The following is an 18,471-nucleotide window of genomic DNA, read 5'->3' as shown; positions in this document are numbered from 1 at the left end:
TCCCCTCCTCAACGTTCGCAGCTGACGGCTGGGGTTCTGAGCGGCAAAGTCATCTTGCAGCAAGGGTAGTAGCCACCCTTGTCCTTGTCGGACTTCCTGTAGAAGCAGAGCCCGACATCGACTGTGTCGCCCGGATCGTGGCCGGTGATGTCGATCGTGTAGGGCTTGCCGGGCGCATGCGACTGGGATGATGTCACCCCGACGCCTGGCGTCCTGGACTGGGCCTTGATCGAATCGCCGCCGAAGCCGGCATGGTCATGGAGATAGAGATCGGCCTCAAGCCCCGAAGGCGTGCAGTAGTACTGGACATCTTCAACGTCGAGACACGGAGGCAGATTGCCGGGCGGTGGGAAGTCCGGCGGGTAGAAGGGGGGCAGGTAGCCGCCCGGGATTCCTTCATAATAGCCGGCGCGGCCTTCGCAGGGATGCCAGACGGCAACGTCGCCGACATGACCCTCGACCTCCGGGTCTTCGAAATAACCGTCGAAGTCGACGAACCAGGAGCCGAAGGGCGGCACATTGGCCGGCTTGACCAGCTCTTTGGGCGTAATCTGCACGCCATGCACGGCCAGCGGCCCGCCGGCGGCGAGCTGTTCGGCGAGAGCCGGATTGTCGCGCAGCTTGTCGCCGGTGTTGACCAGTGTCTGCGTGCAGACCGAGGTGTCGAGATTGCCGTCGGCGTCATAGCCATATTGCAGGTCGAGACCGCCGGCCGACTGCCGGTTGCCCTGCGGGAAACCGATCGCATATTCCTGCGGCATTTCCACCCAGACCGATTCGGTTGCCGGATCGTCCGGGTTCTCGCGCCAGTAGCGAATGACCTCGCCCTTGCCGGAATCGGCGAACTGGCTGTAATCGTAGCGGTTCTCGACCGGACCGCGCTGGGCCAGGTACATGAAGCCACTGTTGTCGAAGGCGATATCGGTGACGGCGTAGTCCTTGTCAGCCTTGACCGTCAGTTCCCAGCGCGGGTCGCCGGCAAAGGTGCCGTCGCGGGCGATGCCCACCGACCAGATTTCCGACTTTTCGCCGACCGAGTAGTAGAGCCGGCCACCATGATAGGAAACGGCCCAGATGCGGCGCTCGTCCTGCGTGTAGCCCCAACTGTCGGGGTCTTCGCTGTCGAAGGCCGCGCCCTGGATGTCCATCACCGACCCGTCGTCGGCGACGGGAGCCAGCCCATGCGCGGGGCGGCCGACAACGCCATGGTCGAAGCTGTCGATCAGCCTGCCGTTGGCGTCGATGCGATGGATCAGGCCGGTGTCGAGGTCGGAAGCAAAGAACTGGCGGTGGCTGGGATCGAAGCTGAGATTGCCGATGCCGGGGCCGCTGTTGGTGTCGATGTCGGCGAATTTGGAGACCTGGCCGGTGATGCCGTCGATCTTCCAGATGGTGCCCGGCCCGCCGCCGTTTTCGGTGCCGAACTGGCCATCCATGAAGGTGGCGCCGGCCATGCCGCGGCGTTGCCGCTCAGGGCGACCGTCATCGTCGGCGTCCGGCGTGACGATGCGGATGCCGTGCAGCGAGGTGGCGCCGGCATAGAGATTGGGAATGCCGGACGGAATGCCATCGCGCACTCCATCGTCATAGGTGACGCCGAACACCTGGCCGATCTGCTCTGCCGTCACCTCGAAGGGCGGCGGTGTGTTGACGAGCTGGCCAGCGGCCGGTCCGCCCAGATGCGAGACGTCGAACACGCGCAAGGTGGCGCGGGTGGTGTCGATGAAGGTTTCGTCGACCGGATCGACGCCGGGCGGCAGGCCCTCGTCGAAATTGGGAATGATGGTGCCGGAAAATCCGGTCACCGCCATCGAGCCGGGATAGATGATCTGGGTTTCCTGCGCCTGCGCGGCGCCACCCAGCCACAGGCCGGCGGCGAGCGTCAGCGCCAGCAATGCGCCGCCTGCATGCGCGGCACGACGCAAACGACCATCAAGAGACGACACGAACGAGCCGCGGATGCGAGACATGACACTCCCCCCGTAGTCAACGGGAGAAACGTCCGGTCTGGCCGCGCAAATCAGGGCAAGGCGCGGCGTTCCGGCTCGTTCTTCCCTGATCGAATTGTCTGCTTTCCTCATTGTCACGATACGCCTGCTCTTACGCAGGGTCAACGGAATCAGCGGAAAACCCAGCGCATCGACCCCGTCCCGAAGGCGGTGGTCGCGCCGAGCTCCTGTTGTTCCCGGAGACCGCGGAGTCTCTGGGTTATTGGTCATGGGGGGCTTCCTTTCCGGGCCGCACCATGCGGCGCCTGGACATCAGTCGCAGGCGGAGGTGGAAAGGTTCATGGAAGCCTTGCGCAGAATGCTTGCGCGCGATGCCGCCTGTTCTTATATACGCGCCAAGCCGTTCGGTGCCGGAATGCCGGTTGCCGGAACGGAATTTCTTGTGAACAGGGGCTTTCGTCGGAACGCCTGTACGGGTCCTGAGAGCCTGCTTAGCGGAGAGACTAGAAAAATGGCAAAAGTAATCGGTATCGATCTCGGCACCACCAACTCCTGCATCGCCATCATGGATGGCAAGGAGCCCAAGGTGATTGAAAATGCGGAAGGCGCGCGCACGACGCCTTCCATCGTCGCCATCAGCGGCGACGACGAACGTCTCGTCGGCCAGCCGGCCAAGCGCCAGGCGGTCACCAATCCTGAAAACACCATCTTCGCGGTCAAGCGCCTGATCGGCCGCCGCTATGACGATCCGGTGACGGAGAAGGACAAGAAGCTTGTCCCCTACAAGATCGTCAAGGGCGACAATGGCGATGCCTGGGTCGAGGCCGGCGGCAGGAAGCAGTCGCCCTCGCAGATTTCGGCCATGATCCTGCAGAAGATGAAGGAGACGGCGGAAGCCTATCTCGGCGAGAAGGTCGAGAAGGCGGTCATCACCGTTCCGGCCTATTTCAACGACGCCCAGCGCCAGGCGACCAAGGACGCCGGCAAGATCGCCGGCCTCGAGGTGCTGCGCATCATCAACGAGCCGACGGCTGCAGCGCTTGCCTACGGCCTCGACAAGAAGGAAGGCAAGACCATTGCCGTCTATGACCTTGGCGGCGGCACGTTCGACATTTCGGTGCTCGAGATCGGCGACGGCGTGTTCGAGGTCAAGTCGACCAATGGCGACACTTTCCTCGGCGGCGAGGATTTCGACATGCGCCTGGTCGAATATCTGGCGGCCGAGTTCAAGAAGGAACAGGGCATCGACCTGAAGAACGACAAGCTTGCCTTGCAGCGCCTCAAGGAGGCGGCTGAAAAGGCCAAGATCGAGCTGTCGTCGACCACACAGACCGAAATCAACCTGCCCTTCATCACCGCCGACGCGACCGGGCCGAAGCACCTGACACTGAAGCTGACGCGCGCCAAGTTCGAACAGCTGGTCGACGATCTGGTCCAGCGCACGATTGCCCCTTGCAAGGCGGCGCTCAAGGATGCCGGCCTGAAGGCCGGCGAGATCGACGAGGTCGTCCTGGTCGGCGGCATGACCCGCATGCCCAAGATCCAGGAGATCGTGAAGCAGTTCTTCGGCAAGGAGCCGCACAAGGGCGTCAATCCGGATGAAGTCGTCGCTCTCGGCGCCGCCATCCAGGCCGGCGTGCTGCAGGGCGACGTCAAGGACGTGCTGTTGCTCGACGTGACGCCGCTGTCGCTCGGCATCGAGACGCTGGGTGGTGTGTTCACGCGCCTGATCGAGCGCAACACGACGATCCCGACCAAGAAGAGCCAGGTGTTCTCGACGGCCGAGGACAGCCAGTCGGCCGTGACCATCCGCGTCTTCCAGGGTGAGCGTGAAATGGCCGCAGACAACAAGGCGCTCGGCCAGTTCGACCTTGTCGGCATCCCGCCGGCGCCGCGCGGCGTGCCGCAGATCGAGGTCACCTTCGACATCGACGCCAACGGCATCGTCAACGTTTCGGCCAAGGACAAGGGCACCGGCAAGGAGCACCAGATCCGCATCCAGGCATCGGGTGGTCTTTCGGACGCCGACATCGAGAAGATGGTCAAGGACGCCGAGGCCAATGCCGAGACCGACAAGAAGCGCCGCGCGCTGGTCGAAGCCCGCAATCAGGCCGAAGCACTGCTGCATTCCTCGGAGAAGTCGCTGAAGGAATATGGCGACAAGGTTTCGGAGACCGAGCGCACGGCGATCTCCGATGCGATCGCGGCGCTGAAGACCGCGACCGAAGGCGATGACGCGGCCGACATCGAGGCCAAGAGCCAGGCGCTCGCCGAGGCTTCGATGAAGCTTGGCCAGGCCATGTACGAAGCTTCGCAGAAGGAAGCGGCGGAAGCCGACGCCAAGGCGGACGCCGCCAAGGACAGTGACGTGGTCGATGCCGATTTCGAGGAAATCGACGAGGACGACGACAAGAAGAAGTCGGCCTGAACCGTTTGACGGCAAGATAGTGCGGAAAGCCCGGCGCAAAGCCGGGCTTTTTTGCAACCCCTTGCGGAAAAACAGCGGGCCTTGCTGAAAAAATGCAGGCAAACCGGCGTCGACACTGGCATCCCGCTTCCATCGCACCTAAATCGGAACGGCAATGCCGGCAAACGACGCAACAATGCTTCAAGACGTTGAGCATCCGGACAGCGGGAAAAAATGAAAGCTGATTTCTACGAAACGCTGGGCGTGCAAAAGGGCGCCGATGAGAAGGAGCTCAAGAGCGCTTTCCGCAAGCTCGCCATGCAGTTCCATCCCGACCGCAATCCCGGCGATCATTCCTGCGAGCACAAGTTCAAGGAAATCAACGAAGCCTACGAGACGCTGAAGGACCCGCAGAAGCGCGCGGCGTATGACCGCTTCGGCCACGCGGCCTTCGAACAGGGCGGCATGAATGGCGGCGCGCAAGGCTTTGGCGCCGGCGGCTTCGCCGACATCTTCGAGGATATTTTCGGCGACATGATGGGCGGGCGCCAGCGCCGCTCGTCGGGCGGCCGCGAGCGCGGCGCCGACCTGCGCTACAACATGGAAATCACGCTGGAAGAGGCCTTTGCCGGCAAGACCGCGCAAATCCGTGTGCCGGCGTCGATCTCCTGTTCGGAATGTTCGGGCAGCGGCGCCAAGCCCGGCACCCAGCCCGTCACCTGCTCGATGTGCAACGGCCACGGCAAGGTGCGCGCCACGCAAGGCTTCTTCTCGATCGAGCGCACCTGCCCGCAATGCCAGGGGCGCGGCCAGACGATCAAGGATCCATGCCCGAAATGCGCCGGCCAGGGCCGCGTCACCGAGGAGCGCTCGCTGTCGGTCAACATCCCGGCCGGCATCGAGGACGGCACCCGCATCCGCCTAGCCAATGAGGGCGAGGCCGGCCTGCGCGGCGGGCCATCGGGCGACCTCTATATTTTCCTGGCGGTCAAGCCGCACGAATTCTTCCAGCGCGACGGCGCCGACCTCTATTGCAAGGTGCCGATCTCGATGACGACGGCCGCCCTTGGCGGCTCCTTCGAGGTGACGACACTGGATGGCACCCAGACCAAGGTCAAGGTGACCGAAGGCACCCAGAACGGGCGCCAGTTCCGCCTCAAGGGCAAGGGCATGCCGGTGCTGCGCCAACCCAATGTCGGCGACCTCTATATCCAGACCGCGGTCGAGACGCCGCAGAACCTCACCCGCCGCCAGCGTGAACTGCTGGAGGAGTTCGAACAGCTCTCCTCGCAGGACAATTCGCCCCAATCGAGCGGCTTTTTCGCCCGCATGAAGGATTTCTTCGAATCCTTCGGCGAACGTTGATGCATGCCGCCCACGACCAGGAGCCGGTTTGCGCCGCGAAAATCCGTGAGACGCGCGTCACCTTGAGACGCGACGAAAATTATCTTATCCACGACATGCGTCCGGCCGCGCCTTGCCTTGCACCGCCCAGATGTTAAGTAACTTGCGGGGAGCGCTGAGGAGAACTTGCATGACACGTGGCCCTGGACTGCGGAAGGCGCTTGTCGAAAAGTTCGACGACGAACTCAAATTCTTCAAGGGCTGGATCGACAAGCCGAAGACGGTCGGCTCGATCGTGCCGACCAGTTCGATCACCGCCCGCAAGATGGCCTCGATCGTCAATCCGAAGTCCGGCCTGCCGGTACTCGAGGTTGGTCCCGGCACCGGCGTCATCACCCGCGCCATCCTCGCCCAGGGCGTGCGGCCCGAAAACCTCTACGCGGTCGAATACAACACGGATTTCGTGGGCCACCTGCGGCGGCTCTATCCCGGTGTCAACGTCATCGAGGGCGATGCCTTCAATCTCAATGCCACGCTTGGCGACAAGAGCGGGATGATCTTCGATTCCGTCGTTTCGGGCGTGCCGCTGCTCAACTTTCCGGTCGCCCAGCGCATCGCCTATATCGAGAGCCTGCTCGACCGCATCCCGGCCGGACGGCCAATCGTGCAGCTGACCTATGGCCCGATGTCGCCGATCCCGGCCGGTCGCGGCGACTACACGGTCAAGCATTTCGACTTCATCTTCCGCAACATCCCGCCGACGCAGCTGTGGATCTATCGGCGCGAGGCCCATTAGGGTGCGTTGATTTAAGCGGGCCTTGGCTGTACCTGTCCGGGAACAAGGGTGGCCAATGGCAGTGATCCCGAAAATCCTCGTCTTCGCCGGCTCGGTGCGCAGCGGCGCCTACAGCGGCAGGACCGCCGACGTGGCGCAAAAGGAACTTGCCATGCAAGGCGCCGAGGTGACCCGCATCTCGCTCGCCGACTATCCCTTGCCGATCCTCGACGAGGATCTGGAAAAGGAAAAGGGCGTTCCCGAAAACGCCCAGAAACTCGGCCGTCTGGTGATCGCCCATGACGGGCTGCTGATCGCCACGCCCGAATATAACGGCTCTATCCCGCCCCTGCTCAAGAACACGATCGACTGGGTGAGCCGGGTGCGCAGGGATGGTGGCCGCACGGTCAGGCCGCTTGCCGGCAAGGTCGCCGGCCTCTGCTCATCCTCCAACGGGCACTTTGCCGGCATCCGTTGCATCAACCATCTGCGCGCCGTCCTAGTGCGTTGCCAGATGGAGGTGGTGACGCCGGAATGCTCGGTGCCAGAGGGCGGCGACGCCTTCGACGAGGACGGCCATTTCCGCGACGAAAGACTGCACAAATCGATGGAGCACCTATGCCGCACGCTGATCGAAACCTCGCGCATGCTGTCCACCCGGATCGAGGCATGATCGCCGATAGCATGCGCGACCGGCTCATCGTCGGCCTCGACGTGCCGACCGTGAAGCAAGCCGAGCAGGCGGTGCGCGAACTCGACGGCGTCGTCTCCTTCTACAAGATCGGCTATCAACTGGCCTTTGCCGGCGGGCTCGACTTCGCCAGGGAACTGGCCAGCGGCGGGACAAAGATCTTCCTCGACATGAAGCTGCTCGACATCGACCACACGGTGGCCAAGGGGGTCGAGAACATCGTCAAGATGGGCATGACCATGCTGACCATCCACGCCTATCCAAAGGCGATGGCGGCGGCGGTGGAAGCAGCGCGCGGCAGCGACCTTTGCCTGCTTGCCGTCAGCGTGCTGACCTCGATGGACGAACAGGACGTGATCGACGCGGGCTATGAATATGACCCGCACACACTGGTGCTGCGGCGCTCGGAACAGGCGCTGCATGCCGGCATGGGCGGCATCGTCTGCTCGGCCGAGGAAGCGGAAGCGGTACGCCGCATCGCCGGGCCCGACCTGGCAGTGGTGACACCGGGCATCCGGCCCACAGGCAGCGACCATGGCGACCAGAAGCGCGTGGTGACGCCGGGCCAGGCGATCCGCAACGGCTCCAGCCACCTCGTCGTCGGCCGGCCGATCGTTGCTGCGGCCAACAAACGGGAGGCGGCCGAAGCCATCCTCGACGAGATGCGCTCGGCCTGACGTTTCAAGATAGAGAGTTCGGAGACAAGACATGCCCAAGGGATACTGGATCGCTCGTGTCGATGTGCGCGACGCCGAAGGCTACAAGGACTATGTCGCCGCTGCCAAGCCTGCCTTCGAGCGCTTCGGCGCGAAATTCCTGGCGCGCGGCGGCGAACATGAAAAGGCCGAAGGGCCCGGCCGCGCACGCAATGTCATCATCGAGTTCGAATCGCTCACCGCCGCCCACGATTGCTACCACTCGCCGGAGTACCAGCGCGCCGTCGCCATCCGCCAGAAGGTCGCCGACGGCGAAATCGTGCTGGTCGAAGGCGCCTGAGGTCCACCGAACCATAAATCCGAAAAGTGGTATCCGGTTTTCGCCGGAGATCACGCTCAAGACCGGATAAAGCCCGGCGGCGCTTCCACCGAACCCCCGTAAGCTCACTTCCCGTATCCAGTCGCCGTTGCGAAGCCTTGCCGATGCGCGGCTTGTCGAACGATCGACTGCCAGTCCCAACAGCCTTCGCTTGAGCCATTGCAGCGACTGGGGGATCTGCTGGTTGACATGCAGGTATTTACCTGCATATTATGGCCTCACATCAGAGTGAGGCCGATGGACGCCGACAAGGTTTTCAAAGCGCTGGGCGACCCGACACGCAGAAGGCTGCTTGACCTTCTGTGTGAGCAGAACGGGCAGACGCTCGGTCAGCTTTGCGAAAACCTGGACATGGCAAGGCAATCCGCCACCCAGCACCTCGACCTGTTGGAGGCGGCCAATCTGGTGAGCACGGTCAAGCGTGGCCGCGAAAAGCTGCATTTCATCAACCCGGTGCCGCTGCACGAAGTCTACGAGCGCTGGGTGCGCAAATTCGAACGGCAGCGGCTCAGCCTGCTGCACGACCTGAAACAAGAACTCGAAGGAGACGACCAATGACCACCAAAGAGACGACCAGTTTTGTCTACGTGACCTACATCCGCTCGACGCCAGAGAAAGTGTTCGAGGCCATAACCAGGCCCGATATCGCACGGCGCTATTGGGGCCACGAGAACGTCTCCGACTGGAAGCCGGGATCGAAGTGGGAACATATCCGCGCCAATGATGAGCGCACCGTCCAGATCGTCGGCAAGGTCGTCGAGGTCTCGCCGCCAACCCGTCTCGTCATGACCTGGGCAAGCCCTTCGCAGGCCGCCGATCCGGCAAGCTACAGCCGCGTGACCTTCGGCATCGAGGAATACGACGCCATGGTCCGGCTGACCGTCACCCATGACGAACTCGAAGCCGGCTCCGGCATGGCAAAAGGCATCAGCCAGGGGTGGCCGGTTGTGCTGTCCAGCCTGAAGTCCTTGCTGGAAACCGGCAGCGGCATCGACGTTTTCGCCAAGCCGAAATCGGCCTGACCCAGGAGGACCGACAATGACCAAACGCTATATAGGCGGCTGCGCATGCGGAGCCATTCGCTATGAGACGAGCGGCGAGCCTATCTTCCAGAACCATTGCCAATGCCTGGATTGCCAGAAGCGCGCCGGTACCGGCCACGGATCCTACCTGACCTTTGGCCGGCGCGCCGATATGGCAATCACGGGCGAGGCGAGCACCTGGCGGGTGGCCGGCGACAGCGGCAACGAGAAGATCCACGCCTTCTGTCCGACCTGCGGAGCGCCGGTCTTCCTGACATTCGCCGCCATGCCGGAGCTGATCGCGGTCCACGCCACCAGCCGCCCCCCCCCCCCCCCCCCCCCCCCCCCCCCCCCCCCCCCCCCCCCCCCCCCCCCCCCCCCCCCCCCCCCCCCCCCCCCCCCCCCCCCCCCCCCCCGCCCCCCCCCCCCCCCCCCCCCCCCCCCCCCCCCCCCCCCCCCCCCCCCCCCCCCACCACACCCCCCCCCCCCCCCCCCCCCACCACCCCCCCCCCCCCCCCCCCCCCCCCCCCCCCCCCCCCCCCCCCCCCCCAACCCCCCCCCCCCCCCCCCCCCCCCCCCCCCCCCCCCCCCCCCCCCCCCCCCCCCCCCCCCCCCCCCCCCCCCCCCCCCCCCCCCCCCCCCCCCTCCCCCCCCCCCCCCCCCCCCCCCCCGTCCCCCCCCCCCCCCCCTCCCCCCCCCCCCCCCCCCCCCCCCCCCCCCCCCCCCCCCCCCCCCCCCCCCAACCCCCCCCCACCCCCCCCCCCCCCCCCCCCCCCCCCCCCCCCCCCCCCCCCCCCCCCCCCCCCCCCCCCCCCCCCCCCACCTACACGATCCGCGGCCATGGCTGGGATACGATCGATCGCTCGCTGCAGGCATTCGAGCGAATGCCACACGGATAAATGCTCGAGCAAACCCGCGGTCGGCTAATGCCGTGTCGAGTGCTCGTCGCTGGCGAGTGCTTCCGCCTGGTGGCGGTGCCCGAGCATTTCGTAGCCGACGATGGTGACGGCCGGCGCCAGCATCAGGATGATCAGGCAGATGGCCATATCGACGCCGGCGAGCGCTGCGAGAATGGCAAGGGCCACGACCGCCGCGGTCGCGAGCAGCAGCCAGATGTGGAACGGATCGAAGCGCTGAACGAGATAGGTGTAGAGCGCATAGACCGCCGCCAGGAAGACGGCGACAGGAACAGCGGTGGCGAGCAGTGTCGCAAGCGGGCCGATATGCGCCTTGTGCTCGATGAAATAGGCCGCGACGTGCAGTCCTGCACCGGTGGCGACAATTGCCGCGACAACCAGCATCTGCCCGTAACCCCAGACGAAGGCGCGATTGCGGTGGGCATGCAGGATCGGCGCTGAGGGCAGCATGTAGTAGACCCACCACATGCCGAAGGTGAGCCCGGTGCCGGCGATGCAGACCAGTGCCGCATCCACGGTCCAGCCCTGTTCCTCGACCACGGCGGACAGGGTGGCGAGGGTGCCGACGACCCCCTCACCCAAAGCGATGATGGCAAACAGGCTGTAGCGCTCGGCCATATGGTGCGCATGCCAGGGCGTGCCGCCATCCTTGCCTTCCGCGATCACCGGCCCCGCCATTTCGATCAGCCCGAGAATGACGGCGAGGATGATGCTGGTGCCGACCGGGAAATCGACGATGATCTGCACCACCCAGCCGATCTGAGCGACCGCAATTGCCGTGGCGTAGGTCAGGCAGGCGCGACGTCGGACAGGGTCCTGCCTGAAGGCACGCAGCCACTGGAAGATCATCGCCACCCGCATGATGACATAGCCCAGCACCATCACCGAATTGTTGAGGTGCTCGCCGTGCTCGATGGAAGCGAACATGCGTGGCAGGCCGAGCGCCAGCACCAGCACCCCGATCATCTGCACCATGGTGACGAGCCGGAAAATCCAGTCGTCGGTGTCATAGGCGGAAGAGAACCAGGAGAAATTGATCCAGGCCCAGCAAATGGCAAAGCTGGCGAACGCGAAGCCGAGCAAGGCCGCCGAGTAATGGCCTTCGGCCAGCGCATGGGCGAGTTGCGACGAGGCAAAGCTGAACGCCGTCACGAAGGTCAGGTCGAACAGAAGCTCGAGCGGCGTCGCGACACGATGCACCTCATGCGGATCGCGCCCGGCCATGCGCCTGACATGATGGTGGAGGGCTTCGACTGATGTTGTGTTCATCGCGCGGCCTTTGCTAGGGAGCGTTGGCCGACACTAGAGGCAGGGCGAAAGCCGTCAAGGCACGCAGCTATCGGTTGACGCCGATCAGCCGGCTCGCCGCGGTTTCGGCCATGGCATCGGCCAGCTCGAGGCCCCATTGCTGGCGGCAGTAGGCGCGGAAATCGAAGCAAGGCAGGCCGGGGCAAACCTCGAACTCGATGAGGTGGACGGTGTCGTCGGCCTCGACCCTGAGATCGATGGAAAACACGTCGCGCAGGCCGAGCCCGCCCATCAGCCGCTCGGCGATCGCGCGGATCCCGGCGTCGGCGACCGGCTGGCTGTCGGCAACCGCAACGAGTTCCGGTTCGGCATAATGTCCCGCCGCTTTCGCGACCTCGCCGGTGTCGCCGTAGAGCGCCAGGCTGTCCGCCATGGTCTGGAAATCGGCGCCTGAATCGACAAAGGCCACGCCAAGCGCTTCGACCCCGGCGCCCGGCACCAGGCCGAGGAAACTGGCGCGCACGTTGCGGCCGGCGACATAGGGCTGGACGACGACATCATCGCGATAGGCCGAAAACACGCGCCGGCTGAGCTCCAAAGCGTGACCGAGATCGCTACAGCGCGAATCCGCCCAGATGCCGATCTTGGCGCCAAGCCGGTTGGGCTTGACGAACCAGCCGGCGGCAGAGGCAGGCGGCTCGACCAGCCATTTGCCATCGCGCGCAAGACCGGCCTGCGGCACCGGCAGGCCGAGTGCGCCAAGCACGGCGCCGGAGCGGAACTTGTCCTGGCAGAGCGCGAACAGCGCATCGTCGGCGCCGATCGTCTTGAAGCCGCCCAGTCGCGCCAAAGCGGGTGCCGCGCCGCCCCGGAAATAGGCAATGCCGTCGGTCAGCGTCCAGACCAGTGTTGTGCTGGGATGCTCACCGGCGAGGACGCTTGCGGCGTCGTCCAGTGCCACAGGTGTGAACGACAGGCCGCGTGCCTGGCAGGCGCGGCCAAGCGCATCGAATTCAGGAGCGAGATCGGTCGACTGTGCCAGATAGGACGCGATTTCGGCGGCACGCTCCGGCGCATGACCGTCGGCGACCAGACGGTCGAAACAAGCCTTTTCCGGCTCATGGACGAGGATCAGTCTTGGCTTGTGGCTCGACATGAAATGAACGATTCCCGGCAGTGCGATTGCCTACCATCGCATGGTGAAGGCAATCGGCTCTCGCGAAACCGACACGGCGCGGGCGCTTGCGTGACAGCACCGGCGTCGAATCAGAAAGGCTGGCCTTGTTCAGGCGATCAGCACGTGCGGCTCGAAGCGGCCGTTGACGGGAATATCGAGCAGAAAGGTCATGCCGCCCTGCAAATCCAGCAGGCGCTGCTTCTCGTCCTTGCCCGACCAGGCGGAGGTGACCGCCAGCCGGTCGGCCTTGGCGCCGACAAAGGCCGGGCAGGATGGCTGCGTCACCGGCATGGCGACCGTGCGGACGAGCTTGCCGTCGGGTCCATAGGCTTCGATGACGCTGCCGCCCCAGACGGCGTTCCACAGGATGCCGTCGCGGTCGAGCACGGACCCATCGATATAGCCCTTGGCCGAGCGGTGATCGACGAACACCTTCGGCTCACCGGCAGGCAGGCCGGTCGCCGGGTCGCAGGCGACGCGCATCAGCAGTCCGGTCGAGGTGTCGGTGTAATAAGCGATCGTGCCATCTTGCGAAAAGCAGATCGAGTTCGACACGGTGATGTCCGAAAACAGGCGGCGCAGTTCGCCCTTGAAAAACCAGTAGATCGAACCGGCGCCCTTTTCCTCCTTCTTGCCCATCGTGCCCATCCACAGGGCACCGCAGGGATGGACCCGGGAATCGTTGGAGCGCGTGACCGGATTGTCGGCCTCGACAGGCGTGTGCAGCGTCAGTTTGCCGGTCGCGACATCGCGGACATAAAGGCCGGTCTCGGCAGCGATCAGCTGGCGCTTCTCGTCGATGACAGCGATCGCGCTCGCCATTTGGCCGAGCTCATGGACGGTGGTCACGCCGCCGGACAGCTGCTTTTCCAGAAGCTGGCTGTTGACGATGTCGAACCAGAACAGCGTATCGGTGGCGGGATCGTAGCTCGGCCCTTCGCCGAGCTGGCAGACGTGATCGGAAAAAACCGAAACGATCGCTTCGCTCATCATGCTTCTCCGAACACCGCATCCCAGGCCGTGACGGCGGCGTGCGCACGCGCCGCCACGTCGTCCACGCTCATGCCCGGCTTGAACAGGCTGGAGCCAAGCCCGAAGGCCGTCACGCCGGCGGCCTTGTAGCCGGCAAAATCTTTTTCGGAGACGCCACCGACGGCGCCGACCACTGTTTGCGCCGGCAACACCGCGCGCATCGCGGAAATGCCGGCAGCACCCAGCACGCTCGCCGGGAAGAATTTGAGGGCCGAGGCACCAAGCTTGATCGCCAGGAAGGCCTCGGTCGGCGTGAGCACGCCGGGCATCGTCACCATGCCGTAGTGCATCGCACGCGCCATCACCTCGGCATCGATGTTGGGGCTGACCAGCAGCCGCCCGCCGGCCTTGTGCAAACCATCGACATCGGCTGGCGTCAGCACCGTGCCGGCGCCGACCAGGGCTGTTTTCGGAAGCGCTTCCACAATCCCAGCGATCGACGAAAACGGCTCCGGTGAGTTCAGCGGCACTTCGATCGCCTCGATGCCGGCATCGAACAGTGCCTGGCCGATAGCGATCGCTTCACTCGGCTTGAGGCCACGCAGGATGGCGACCAGCCCGCGCTTGAGCTTGGGGAAAGGTGCGGTCTGGCTCATCGGGCTGCTCCAGTTCTGGCGATCATGCCGTTCTCGCGCGCCGCCTCGACGAGGCCGGCACGCACCGCCTCATCGGCGTCAACGGTCCGAACCTCAAACCCCGCAAGACCAAGTGCGGCCTGGTAGAGCGCGGCCAGCGCGCCGGAGGCAACCAGCACGACAGGTTCCGCACCGGCGCCGTGACGGCGGCTGGCCGAGGCGATCTCGCCACCGATCAGAAGGCCGGACAGGCAGGCTGCGGCATCGTCGGCTTTCAGGTCCTGCAGCAGGCCGGCGGCGCGGATGGAAAACAGCCGCGAGGTGACATCGCCGCCTTCGCCCAATGCGGTTTCGCACCAGCGGCGGAAGAACGGATTGTCCGATGTGACCGGCTTGGGGTGCTCGCCGAGCGAATGGCGCAGGATCGAATGCGCGGCAAGCACCGAGAACAGCTCGCCGGTCGGCCAGGTGCCGAAGCCGACAACGGCGCCGTCCTCGACCAGCACCCATTTCGAATGGGTGCCGGGCATGCAGACCAGCTGGCGTCCCCTGGCCGGCAGGCCAGCGCCAGCGAGCTGGGTTTCCTCGCCGCGCATGACGTCGGGCGCATCGGCCAAGCGCTGGGCAAGGCCCGGAACGATGCGGATGTCGCGGCTTTGCCCAGGCACCTTGGCAGCACCGCCGAGAATGGCACTGAGTGGCGCCGGCACGGTGACATAGGGCGCCTCCAGCCAGCCCTGTCGGGAACCGGCCATGCCGCAGATGATGACGGGCAGCGCTTCCGGTGCTCCCATCGCCGCCAGATGCCCTTCGAGAATAGTTGCAAAACCCTTCTGTTGCGCGGTGATCAGGCCATCATCGCCGCGGCGTTCGGCCAGCATCTTGCCTTGCCCGTCGATCAGCCAGACCCGCATGCGGGTTGTGCCCCAGTCGACAGCGGCTACCGCCGGCGCGTTGCTGGCAAACCCTGGGCTCACAGGAAACCTCCATCGACGATCAGCATCTGCGCGGTCAGCATGCGCGAGGCGTCCGAGGCGAGGAACAGCACGGTGCCGACGATGTCGTCCGGTTGCATCACCTGCTTGATGCATTGCTTGGCGACATGGGCGGCAAGCGCCTGTTCGGTCACCCAGAGCTCCTTCTGCCGCTCGGTGATCACCCAGCCGGGCGCAATGGCGTTGACGCGGATGCCGTCCACGCCGAGCTTGCCGGCCAGCCCCTTGGTGAGGCCAAGTATGCCGGCCTTGGCGGCCGTGTAGGACGGCATGTCGGGGTGGTTGATCAGATAGGATGTCGAGGTGAAGTTGATGATCGAGCCGCCGCCGGCCCGTTTCATGCCCGGCGCCACCGCTTGCGCGGTGAAGAAGTGCGGCCGCAGATTAATGGCCTGGTTGTTGTCCCAGAACTCGACCGTCACGTCCTCGACGGCGTGGCGTTCGTCCCAGGCCGCATTGTTGACCAGCACGGTGACATCGCCATGCGCCTCGGCGGCCTTCGCGGCGGACGCCCGCAGAGCCTCGACGTCGCGCAGGTCGGTCTTGAGATAGAGCGGCCGCTTGCCGAATTCTTTTTCGATGCGGTCGGCAAGTATCGTGCTCGGGCCGTCGGCGATGTCGACGAAGGCGACATTGGCGCCCTGGCGCACAAACCCCTCGGTCAGTGCCGCGCCAATTCCGGAGCCGCCGCCGGTAATCAGCACCGAGGCTCCTTCGAGGTCGGCAAAATGCGCCGATGGCATCATCGTTCTTGTCTCCCAGCGCGTGACCCCGAAAATCGGATCGATTTTCGGAAAGGGATCATGCGCAAAATGTAAATTGCTACAGCGTCCTTTGCGCGTCCAAGAGGACGCGCGGCGCTGTAGTCGTGACCGGCGCGCATCCTAGCCACGCAAGGCGCGCGGGCAAGGGCGAACCGTCGAATTTCAGGGCTTATGTCAGACAAAACGACAATGCGCCGCACCGGGTGCGCACAGCGGCACCGTCGGGATTGCGGACCGCGGGGGAATCGCCGGTCAGATCGCCTTGGCGCGCAAGGCGCCGCGGAAGGAATCGCGGAGATAGCCGAGCGTGGCGTCGGCGTCGACCGGCTTGCCGAACAGATAGCCTTGCCCGCCGGCGCAGCCGAATTGGACCAGGCGGTCGGCCTGCGCTTCCTGCTCGATGCCTTCGGCGACCACGTCCATGCCGAGCCCTTCGCACATGGCGAGAATGGCGCGGATGATGTGTTCGGACGGCCTGTCATCGAGAATGGAAGAGACGAAGGCGCGGTCGATCTTGAGCTTGTCGAAATGGAATTCGCGCAGACGGCCGAGCGAGGACTGGCCGGTGCCGAAATCGTCGAGCGAAACGCGGATGCCGACGCGGCGCAGATCCTCGACGATCTGCGCCGCCGAAGCCGGGTCGTTCATCAGGCCGGTCTCGGTGATCTCGATCTCCAGCCGGCGCGGATCGAAGCCGGTGCGGTCGAGGATCGCCAGTATGTGCAGGCCGGTGTTCTGGTCGACGAGCTGCGAGGGCGACAGGTTGAACGACAGGAACAGGTCCTTCGGCCAGCTTCTGGCGGCTTCGGTCGCCTTGCGCAGTACCAGCTGCGACAGCGGGCCGATGATGCCGCGCTCCTCGGCGATGGGAATGAAGACCGTGGGCGGCACCGAGCCAAGGTCGCGATCGGTCCACCGCGCCAGCGTCTCGAAGCCGATGGTGCGGCGCGTGTTGAGGTCGACGATCGGCTGGAAATGCGGCTCCACCTCGCCGGCCGAGACGGCGCGACGCAGCGCCTGTTCGATGCGGGTGACGCGCTTGGCCGCTTCTTCCATCTCGCGGGTGTAGACAACGACACGGCCACGGCCGGAACGCTTGGCATGGTAGAGCGCCGTCTCTGCCTTGTTGATGAGGATCTCAGTGGTCTCGTCGCCGGAATAGAACAGCGAGCAGCCGACCGAGGCCGAAAGCCTGGCGGTGCGTTCGCCGACATCATAGGGCGCCGACAGTATCTCGATCAGCATGCGGGACTTTTCGGCCGCTGCATCCTCGCTGAACACCAGGGGATAGAGAAAGGCGAACTCGTCGGCGCCGATGCGGCAGACCGTTGAGTGGCCGTCCATCGAGGCGCGCAACCGCATGGCGACCTGGATCAGGATGTCGTCGCCGGCCTTGTGGCCGAACAAATCGTTGATCGGCTTGAAGCCGTCGAGGTCGAGAATACCGACGGTAAAGGGTGCGGGATCGTCGGCACGGTCGCTGATCAGGCGATCGACCTTGTCGAAGAAGCGGCGATGGTTGCCAAGCCCGGTCAACGGATCTGTGAATGCCAGATCCGTGCTCTCCCTGTTTGCCTGACCGGTGCCAAACGAAGTTTGCATCGGTGTCCCTGTTTTGTGACGTCGGAATTTATTTCGAGACTGGCAGCAAACCCTTTAGGAAACGTATCGCGAAATCGATTTTTCGCGGCTAAGCGGCGTCATGTGCACGGGGACTGATACGAGGCTCGGCGCGGGTCGGCGACAGTCCCTCCACAAGGCGAAAAAACGACGCGCAAAAAACGCGCTAGCCGCGCGTCGGAAACACCCATAGCAACGACATGACGTAGCTCACCGCGCCTGCGGCAACCGTCGTCAGCGCCGACATGGCGAGCGCTGACAAGCCGAAACGCGTGACCGCCAGGTGCGACACCAGACCCGAAAACAGAGCGCATCCGAGCTGCAGCGCAAGATAGCGCGGCATGGCGCTGACGTGATCGTGCTGGCCGCCGAATGTCCAGCCGCGCTGTGCGCTATAGGCAACAACAACGGCAATCGCATAGGCGACGACACTACCGATGAAGGGCGAAAGGCCCAGCGACACCAGAAGCCACGACAGAACGAAGAACAGCAATGCGGCGCCGACGCCGACCGTCAGGAATCGGAACAGGCGTGTCTGGACAAAGGCCGGCAATGCTTCGCTCATGCGTCGCGCGCCGGCAGCTGGTTGGCCGGCAAGTCATCGGCCGGTAGGTCATCGACCAGTAAGTCATCGTTGGGGCATGGCATCAGGATTGTGAGTTCGAGCTGTCTGGTTGCGGCGGCGCGGATGGCGGTGACGGCGTTCATGGTCGTTGTTCCATCGAGTGCCCGGGGCTGCATCAACACTGCCGGGCGCATTCGGGGCTTACCTTTGCACGGCTAGGCTTAAGAAAGCGATGACGCGCTGTTCGCCTTGTTTCCAGATGGCCGGGGCAGATCGGACGCTGGCTCGGGTTTGCGACTTCTGATGCCAATCTTCAAAATGTCGCGATTGGCAGACGGGCAGTGAGCCTGTACAG

At 64.8% G+C, this 18,471-nt stretch carries 18 protein-coding genes and 1 pseudogene; 9 read left to right on the top strand and 10 right to left on the bottom strand.

Going from position 1 to position 18,471, the window contains the following annotated elements; genetic code table 11:
- Positions 1 to 8 precede the first annotated feature (8 nt).
- Complete coding sequence (locus EJ076_RS04860) at positions 9 to 1,970, bottom strand: hypothetical protein (protein ID WP_126067087.1); 1,962 nt, start codon at positions 1,968 to 1,970, stop codon at positions 9 to 11.
- Between the two features lie 490 nt (positions 1,971 to 2,460).
- Between EJ076_RS04860 and dnaK the strand changes: the two genes are divergently transcribed.
- The 9 genes and pseudogenes from dnaK to EJ076_RS04815 form a co-directional block, all read left to right on the top strand.
- Entirely contained in the window at positions 2,461 to 4,377 is a 1,917-nt protein-coding gene (gene dnaK, locus EJ076_RS04855; protein WP_109667494.1) for a molecular chaperone DnaK, read from the top strand.
- A 213-nt stretch (positions 4,378 to 4,590) separates the two neighbouring features.
- Positions 4,591 to 5,721: a molecular chaperone DnaJ gene (gene dnaJ, locus EJ076_RS04850; RefSeq protein WP_013528587.1), complete on the top strand. Its 1,131-nt coding sequence runs from the start codon at positions 4,591 to 4,593 to the stop codon at positions 5,719 to 5,721.
- Positions 5,722 to 5,890: 169 nt separating this feature from the next.
- Positions 5,891 to 6,496, top strand: coding sequence for a phospholipid N-methyltransferase PmtA (gene pmtA, locus EJ076_RS04845; RefSeq protein WP_109667496.1), 606 nt, complete (start codon positions 5,891 to 5,893; stop codon positions 6,494 to 6,496).
- A gap of 55 nt (positions 6,497 to 6,551) precedes the next feature.
- Positions 6,552 to 7,148 (top strand): NADPH-dependent FMN reductase, encoded by a 597-nt coding sequence (locus EJ076_RS04840; RefSeq protein ID WP_109667499.1) that lies wholly within the window; start codon positions 6,552 to 6,554, stop codon positions 7,146 to 7,148.
- A complete protein-coding gene (gene pyrF / locus EJ076_RS04835) occupies positions 7,145 to 7,843 on the top strand; it encodes an orotidine-5'-phosphate decarboxylase (protein ID WP_126067086.1) in 699 nt (232 codons plus the stop codon). Before EJ076_RS04840 ends, pyrF begins: the two co-directional genes overlap by 4 nt.
- Before the next feature lie 31 nt (positions 7,844 to 7,874).
- Positions 7,875 to 8,162, top strand: coding sequence for a DUF1330 domain-containing protein (locus EJ076_RS04830; protein WP_126067085.1), 288 nt, complete (start codon positions 7,875 to 7,877; stop codon positions 8,160 to 8,162).
- Between the two features lie 276 nt (positions 8,163 to 8,438).
- Positions 8,439 to 8,759, top strand: coding sequence for a helix-turn-helix domain-containing protein (locus tag EJ076_RS04825; protein WP_126067084.1), 321 nt, complete (start codon positions 8,439 to 8,441; stop codon positions 8,757 to 8,759).
- Positions 8,756 to 9,223 (top strand): SRPBCC family protein, encoded by a 468-nt coding sequence (locus EJ076_RS04820; protein ID WP_126067083.1) that lies wholly within the window; start codon positions 8,756 to 8,758, stop codon positions 9,221 to 9,223. The genes EJ076_RS04825 and EJ076_RS04820 overlap by 4 nt, the downstream gene beginning before the upstream one ends.
- Before the next feature lie 16 nt (positions 9,224 to 9,239).
- Positions 9,240 to 9,542: pseudogene (locus EJ076_RS04815) on the top strand (GFA family protein); the annotation flags it as partial.
- Between the two features lie 604 nt (positions 9,543 to 10,146).
- On the opposite strand, the gene EJ076_RS04800 reads toward EJ076_RS04815, so the two are convergent.
- The 9 genes from EJ076_RS04800 to EJ076_RS35095 all read right to left on the bottom strand — a co-directional run bounded on the left by EJ076_RS04800 (position 10,147) and on the right by EJ076_RS35095 (position 18,259).
- Entirely contained in the window at positions 10,147 to 11,409 is a 1,263-nt protein-coding gene (locus tag EJ076_RS04800; RefSeq protein ID WP_206438768.1) for a low temperature requirement protein A, read from the bottom strand.
- Positions 11,410 to 11,476: 67 nt separating this feature from the next.
- Positions 11,477 to 12,544 (bottom strand): D-alanine:D-lactate ligase-like protein, encoded by a 1,068-nt coding sequence (locus EJ076_RS04795; protein ID WP_126067082.1) that lies wholly within the window; start codon positions 12,542 to 12,544, stop codon positions 11,477 to 11,479.
- Positions 12,545 to 12,673: 129 nt separating this feature from the next.
- Positions 12,674 to 13,555, bottom strand: a complete 882-nt coding sequence (locus EJ076_RS04790) for an SMP-30/gluconolactonase/LRE family protein (RefSeq protein WP_126067081.1) — start codon at positions 13,553 to 13,555, stop codon at positions 12,674 to 12,676.
- A complete protein-coding gene (locus EJ076_RS04785) occupies positions 13,555 to 14,193 on the bottom strand; it encodes a 2-dehydro-3-deoxy-6-phosphogalactonate aldolase (RefSeq protein ID WP_126067080.1) in 639 nt (212 codons plus the stop codon). Before EJ076_RS04785 ends, EJ076_RS04790 begins: the two co-directional genes overlap by 1 nt.
- Positions 14,190 to 15,149: a 2-dehydro-3-deoxygalactonokinase gene (locus tag EJ076_RS04780; protein WP_126067079.1), complete on the bottom strand. Its 960-nt coding sequence runs from the start codon at positions 15,147 to 15,149 to the stop codon at positions 14,190 to 14,192. The genes EJ076_RS04785 and EJ076_RS04780 overlap by 4 nt, the downstream gene beginning before the upstream one ends.
- Positions 15,146 to 15,913 carry an SDR family oxidoreductase gene (locus EJ076_RS04775; protein WP_126067078.1) on the bottom strand — a complete coding sequence of 256 codons (768 nt, stop codon included), beginning with the start codon at positions 15,911 to 15,913 and terminating at the stop codon, positions 15,146 to 15,148. Before EJ076_RS04775 ends, EJ076_RS04780 begins: the two co-directional genes overlap by 4 nt.
- 270 nt (positions 15,914 to 16,183) lie before the next feature.
- On the bottom strand, positions 16,184 to 17,533 hold the full coding sequence (locus EJ076_RS04770) for an EAL domain-containing protein (RefSeq protein ID WP_109667529.1): 1,350 nt from the start codon (positions 17,531 to 17,533) through the stop codon (positions 16,184 to 16,186).
- A 184-nt stretch (positions 17,534 to 17,717) separates the two neighbouring features.
- A complete protein-coding gene (locus EJ076_RS04765) occupies positions 17,718 to 18,116 on the bottom strand; it encodes a GtrA family protein (RefSeq protein WP_126067077.1) in 399 nt (132 codons plus the stop codon).
- Positions 18,113 to 18,259, bottom strand: a complete 147-nt coding sequence (locus tag EJ076_RS35095; protein ID WP_164548507.1) for a hypothetical protein — start codon at positions 18,257 to 18,259, stop codon at positions 18,113 to 18,115. Before EJ076_RS35095 ends, EJ076_RS04765 begins: the two co-directional genes overlap by 4 nt.
- Between the last annotated feature and the right edge of the window lie 212 nt (positions 18,260 to 18,471).

The sequence above is a fragment of the Mesorhizobium sp. M7D.F.Ca.US.005.01.1.1 genome, assembly GCF_003952545.1.
GTDB lineage: Bacteria > Pseudomonadota > Alphaproteobacteria > Rhizobiales > Rhizobiaceae > Mesorhizobium > Mesorhizobium loti.
Note: the sequence above shows the minus strand (reverse complement) of the source record. Positions and strands in the feature narration are given on the sequence as shown.

Coding starts and splice junctions, on each gene's coding strand:
- pmtA (WP_109667496.1), top strand. CDS start 5,891: ATGACACGTGGCCCTGGACTGCGGAAGGCGCTTGTCGAAAAGTTCGAC.
- EJ076_RS35095 (WP_164548507.1), bottom strand. CDS start 18,259: ATGAACGCCGTCACCGCCATCCGCGCCGCCGCAACCAGACAGCTCGAA.
- EJ076_RS04770 (WP_109667529.1), bottom strand. CDS start 17,533: ATGCAAACTTCGTTTGGCACCGGTCAGGCAAACAGGGAGAGCACGGAT.
- EJ076_RS04790 (WP_126067081.1), bottom strand. CDS start 13,555: ATGAGCGAAGCGATCGTTTCGGTTTTTTCCGATCACGTCTGCCAGCTC.
- EJ076_RS04830 (WP_126067085.1), top strand. CDS start 7,875: ATGCCCAAGGGATACTGGATCGCTCGTGTCGATGTGCGCGACGCCGAA.
- EJ076_RS04860 (WP_126067087.1), bottom strand. CDS start 1,970: ATGTCTCGCATCCGCGGCTCGTTCGTGTCGTCTCTTGATGGTCGTTTG.
- EJ076_RS04800 (WP_206438768.1), bottom strand. CDS start 11,409: ATGAACACAACATCAGTCGAAGCCCTCCACCATCATGTCAGGCGCATG.
- EJ076_RS04765 (WP_126067077.1), bottom strand. CDS start 18,116: ATGAGCGAAGCATTGCCGGCCTTTGTCCAGACACGCCTGTTCCGATTC.
- pyrF (WP_126067086.1), top strand. CDS start 7,145: ATGATCGCCGATAGCATGCGCGACCGGCTCATCGTCGGCCTCGACGTG.
- dnaJ (WP_013528587.1), top strand. CDS start 4,591: ATGAAAGCTGATTTCTACGAAACGCTGGGCGTGCAAAAGGGCGCCGAT.
- EJ076_RS04775 (WP_126067078.1), bottom strand. CDS start 15,913: ATGATGCCATCGGCGCATTTTGCCGACCTCGAAGGAGCCTCGGTGCTG.
- EJ076_RS04840 (WP_109667499.1), top strand. CDS start 6,552: ATGGCAGTGATCCCGAAAATCCTCGTCTTCGCCGGCTCGGTGCGCAGC.
- EJ076_RS04795 (WP_126067082.1), bottom strand. CDS start 12,544: ATGTCGAGCCACAAGCCAAGACTGATCCTCGTCCATGAGCCGGAAAAG.
- EJ076_RS04785 (WP_126067080.1), bottom strand. CDS start 14,193: ATGAGCCAGACCGCACCTTTCCCCAAGCTCAAGCGCGGGCTGGTCGCC.
- EJ076_RS04820 (WP_126067083.1), top strand. CDS start 8,756: ATGACCACCAAAGAGACGACCAGTTTTGTCTACGTGACCTACATCCGC.
- dnaK (WP_109667494.1), top strand. CDS start 2,461: ATGGCAAAAGTAATCGGTATCGATCTCGGCACCACCAACTCCTGCATC.
- EJ076_RS04825 (WP_126067084.1), top strand. CDS start 8,439: ATGGACGCCGACAAGGTTTTCAAAGCGCTGGGCGACCCGACACGCAGA.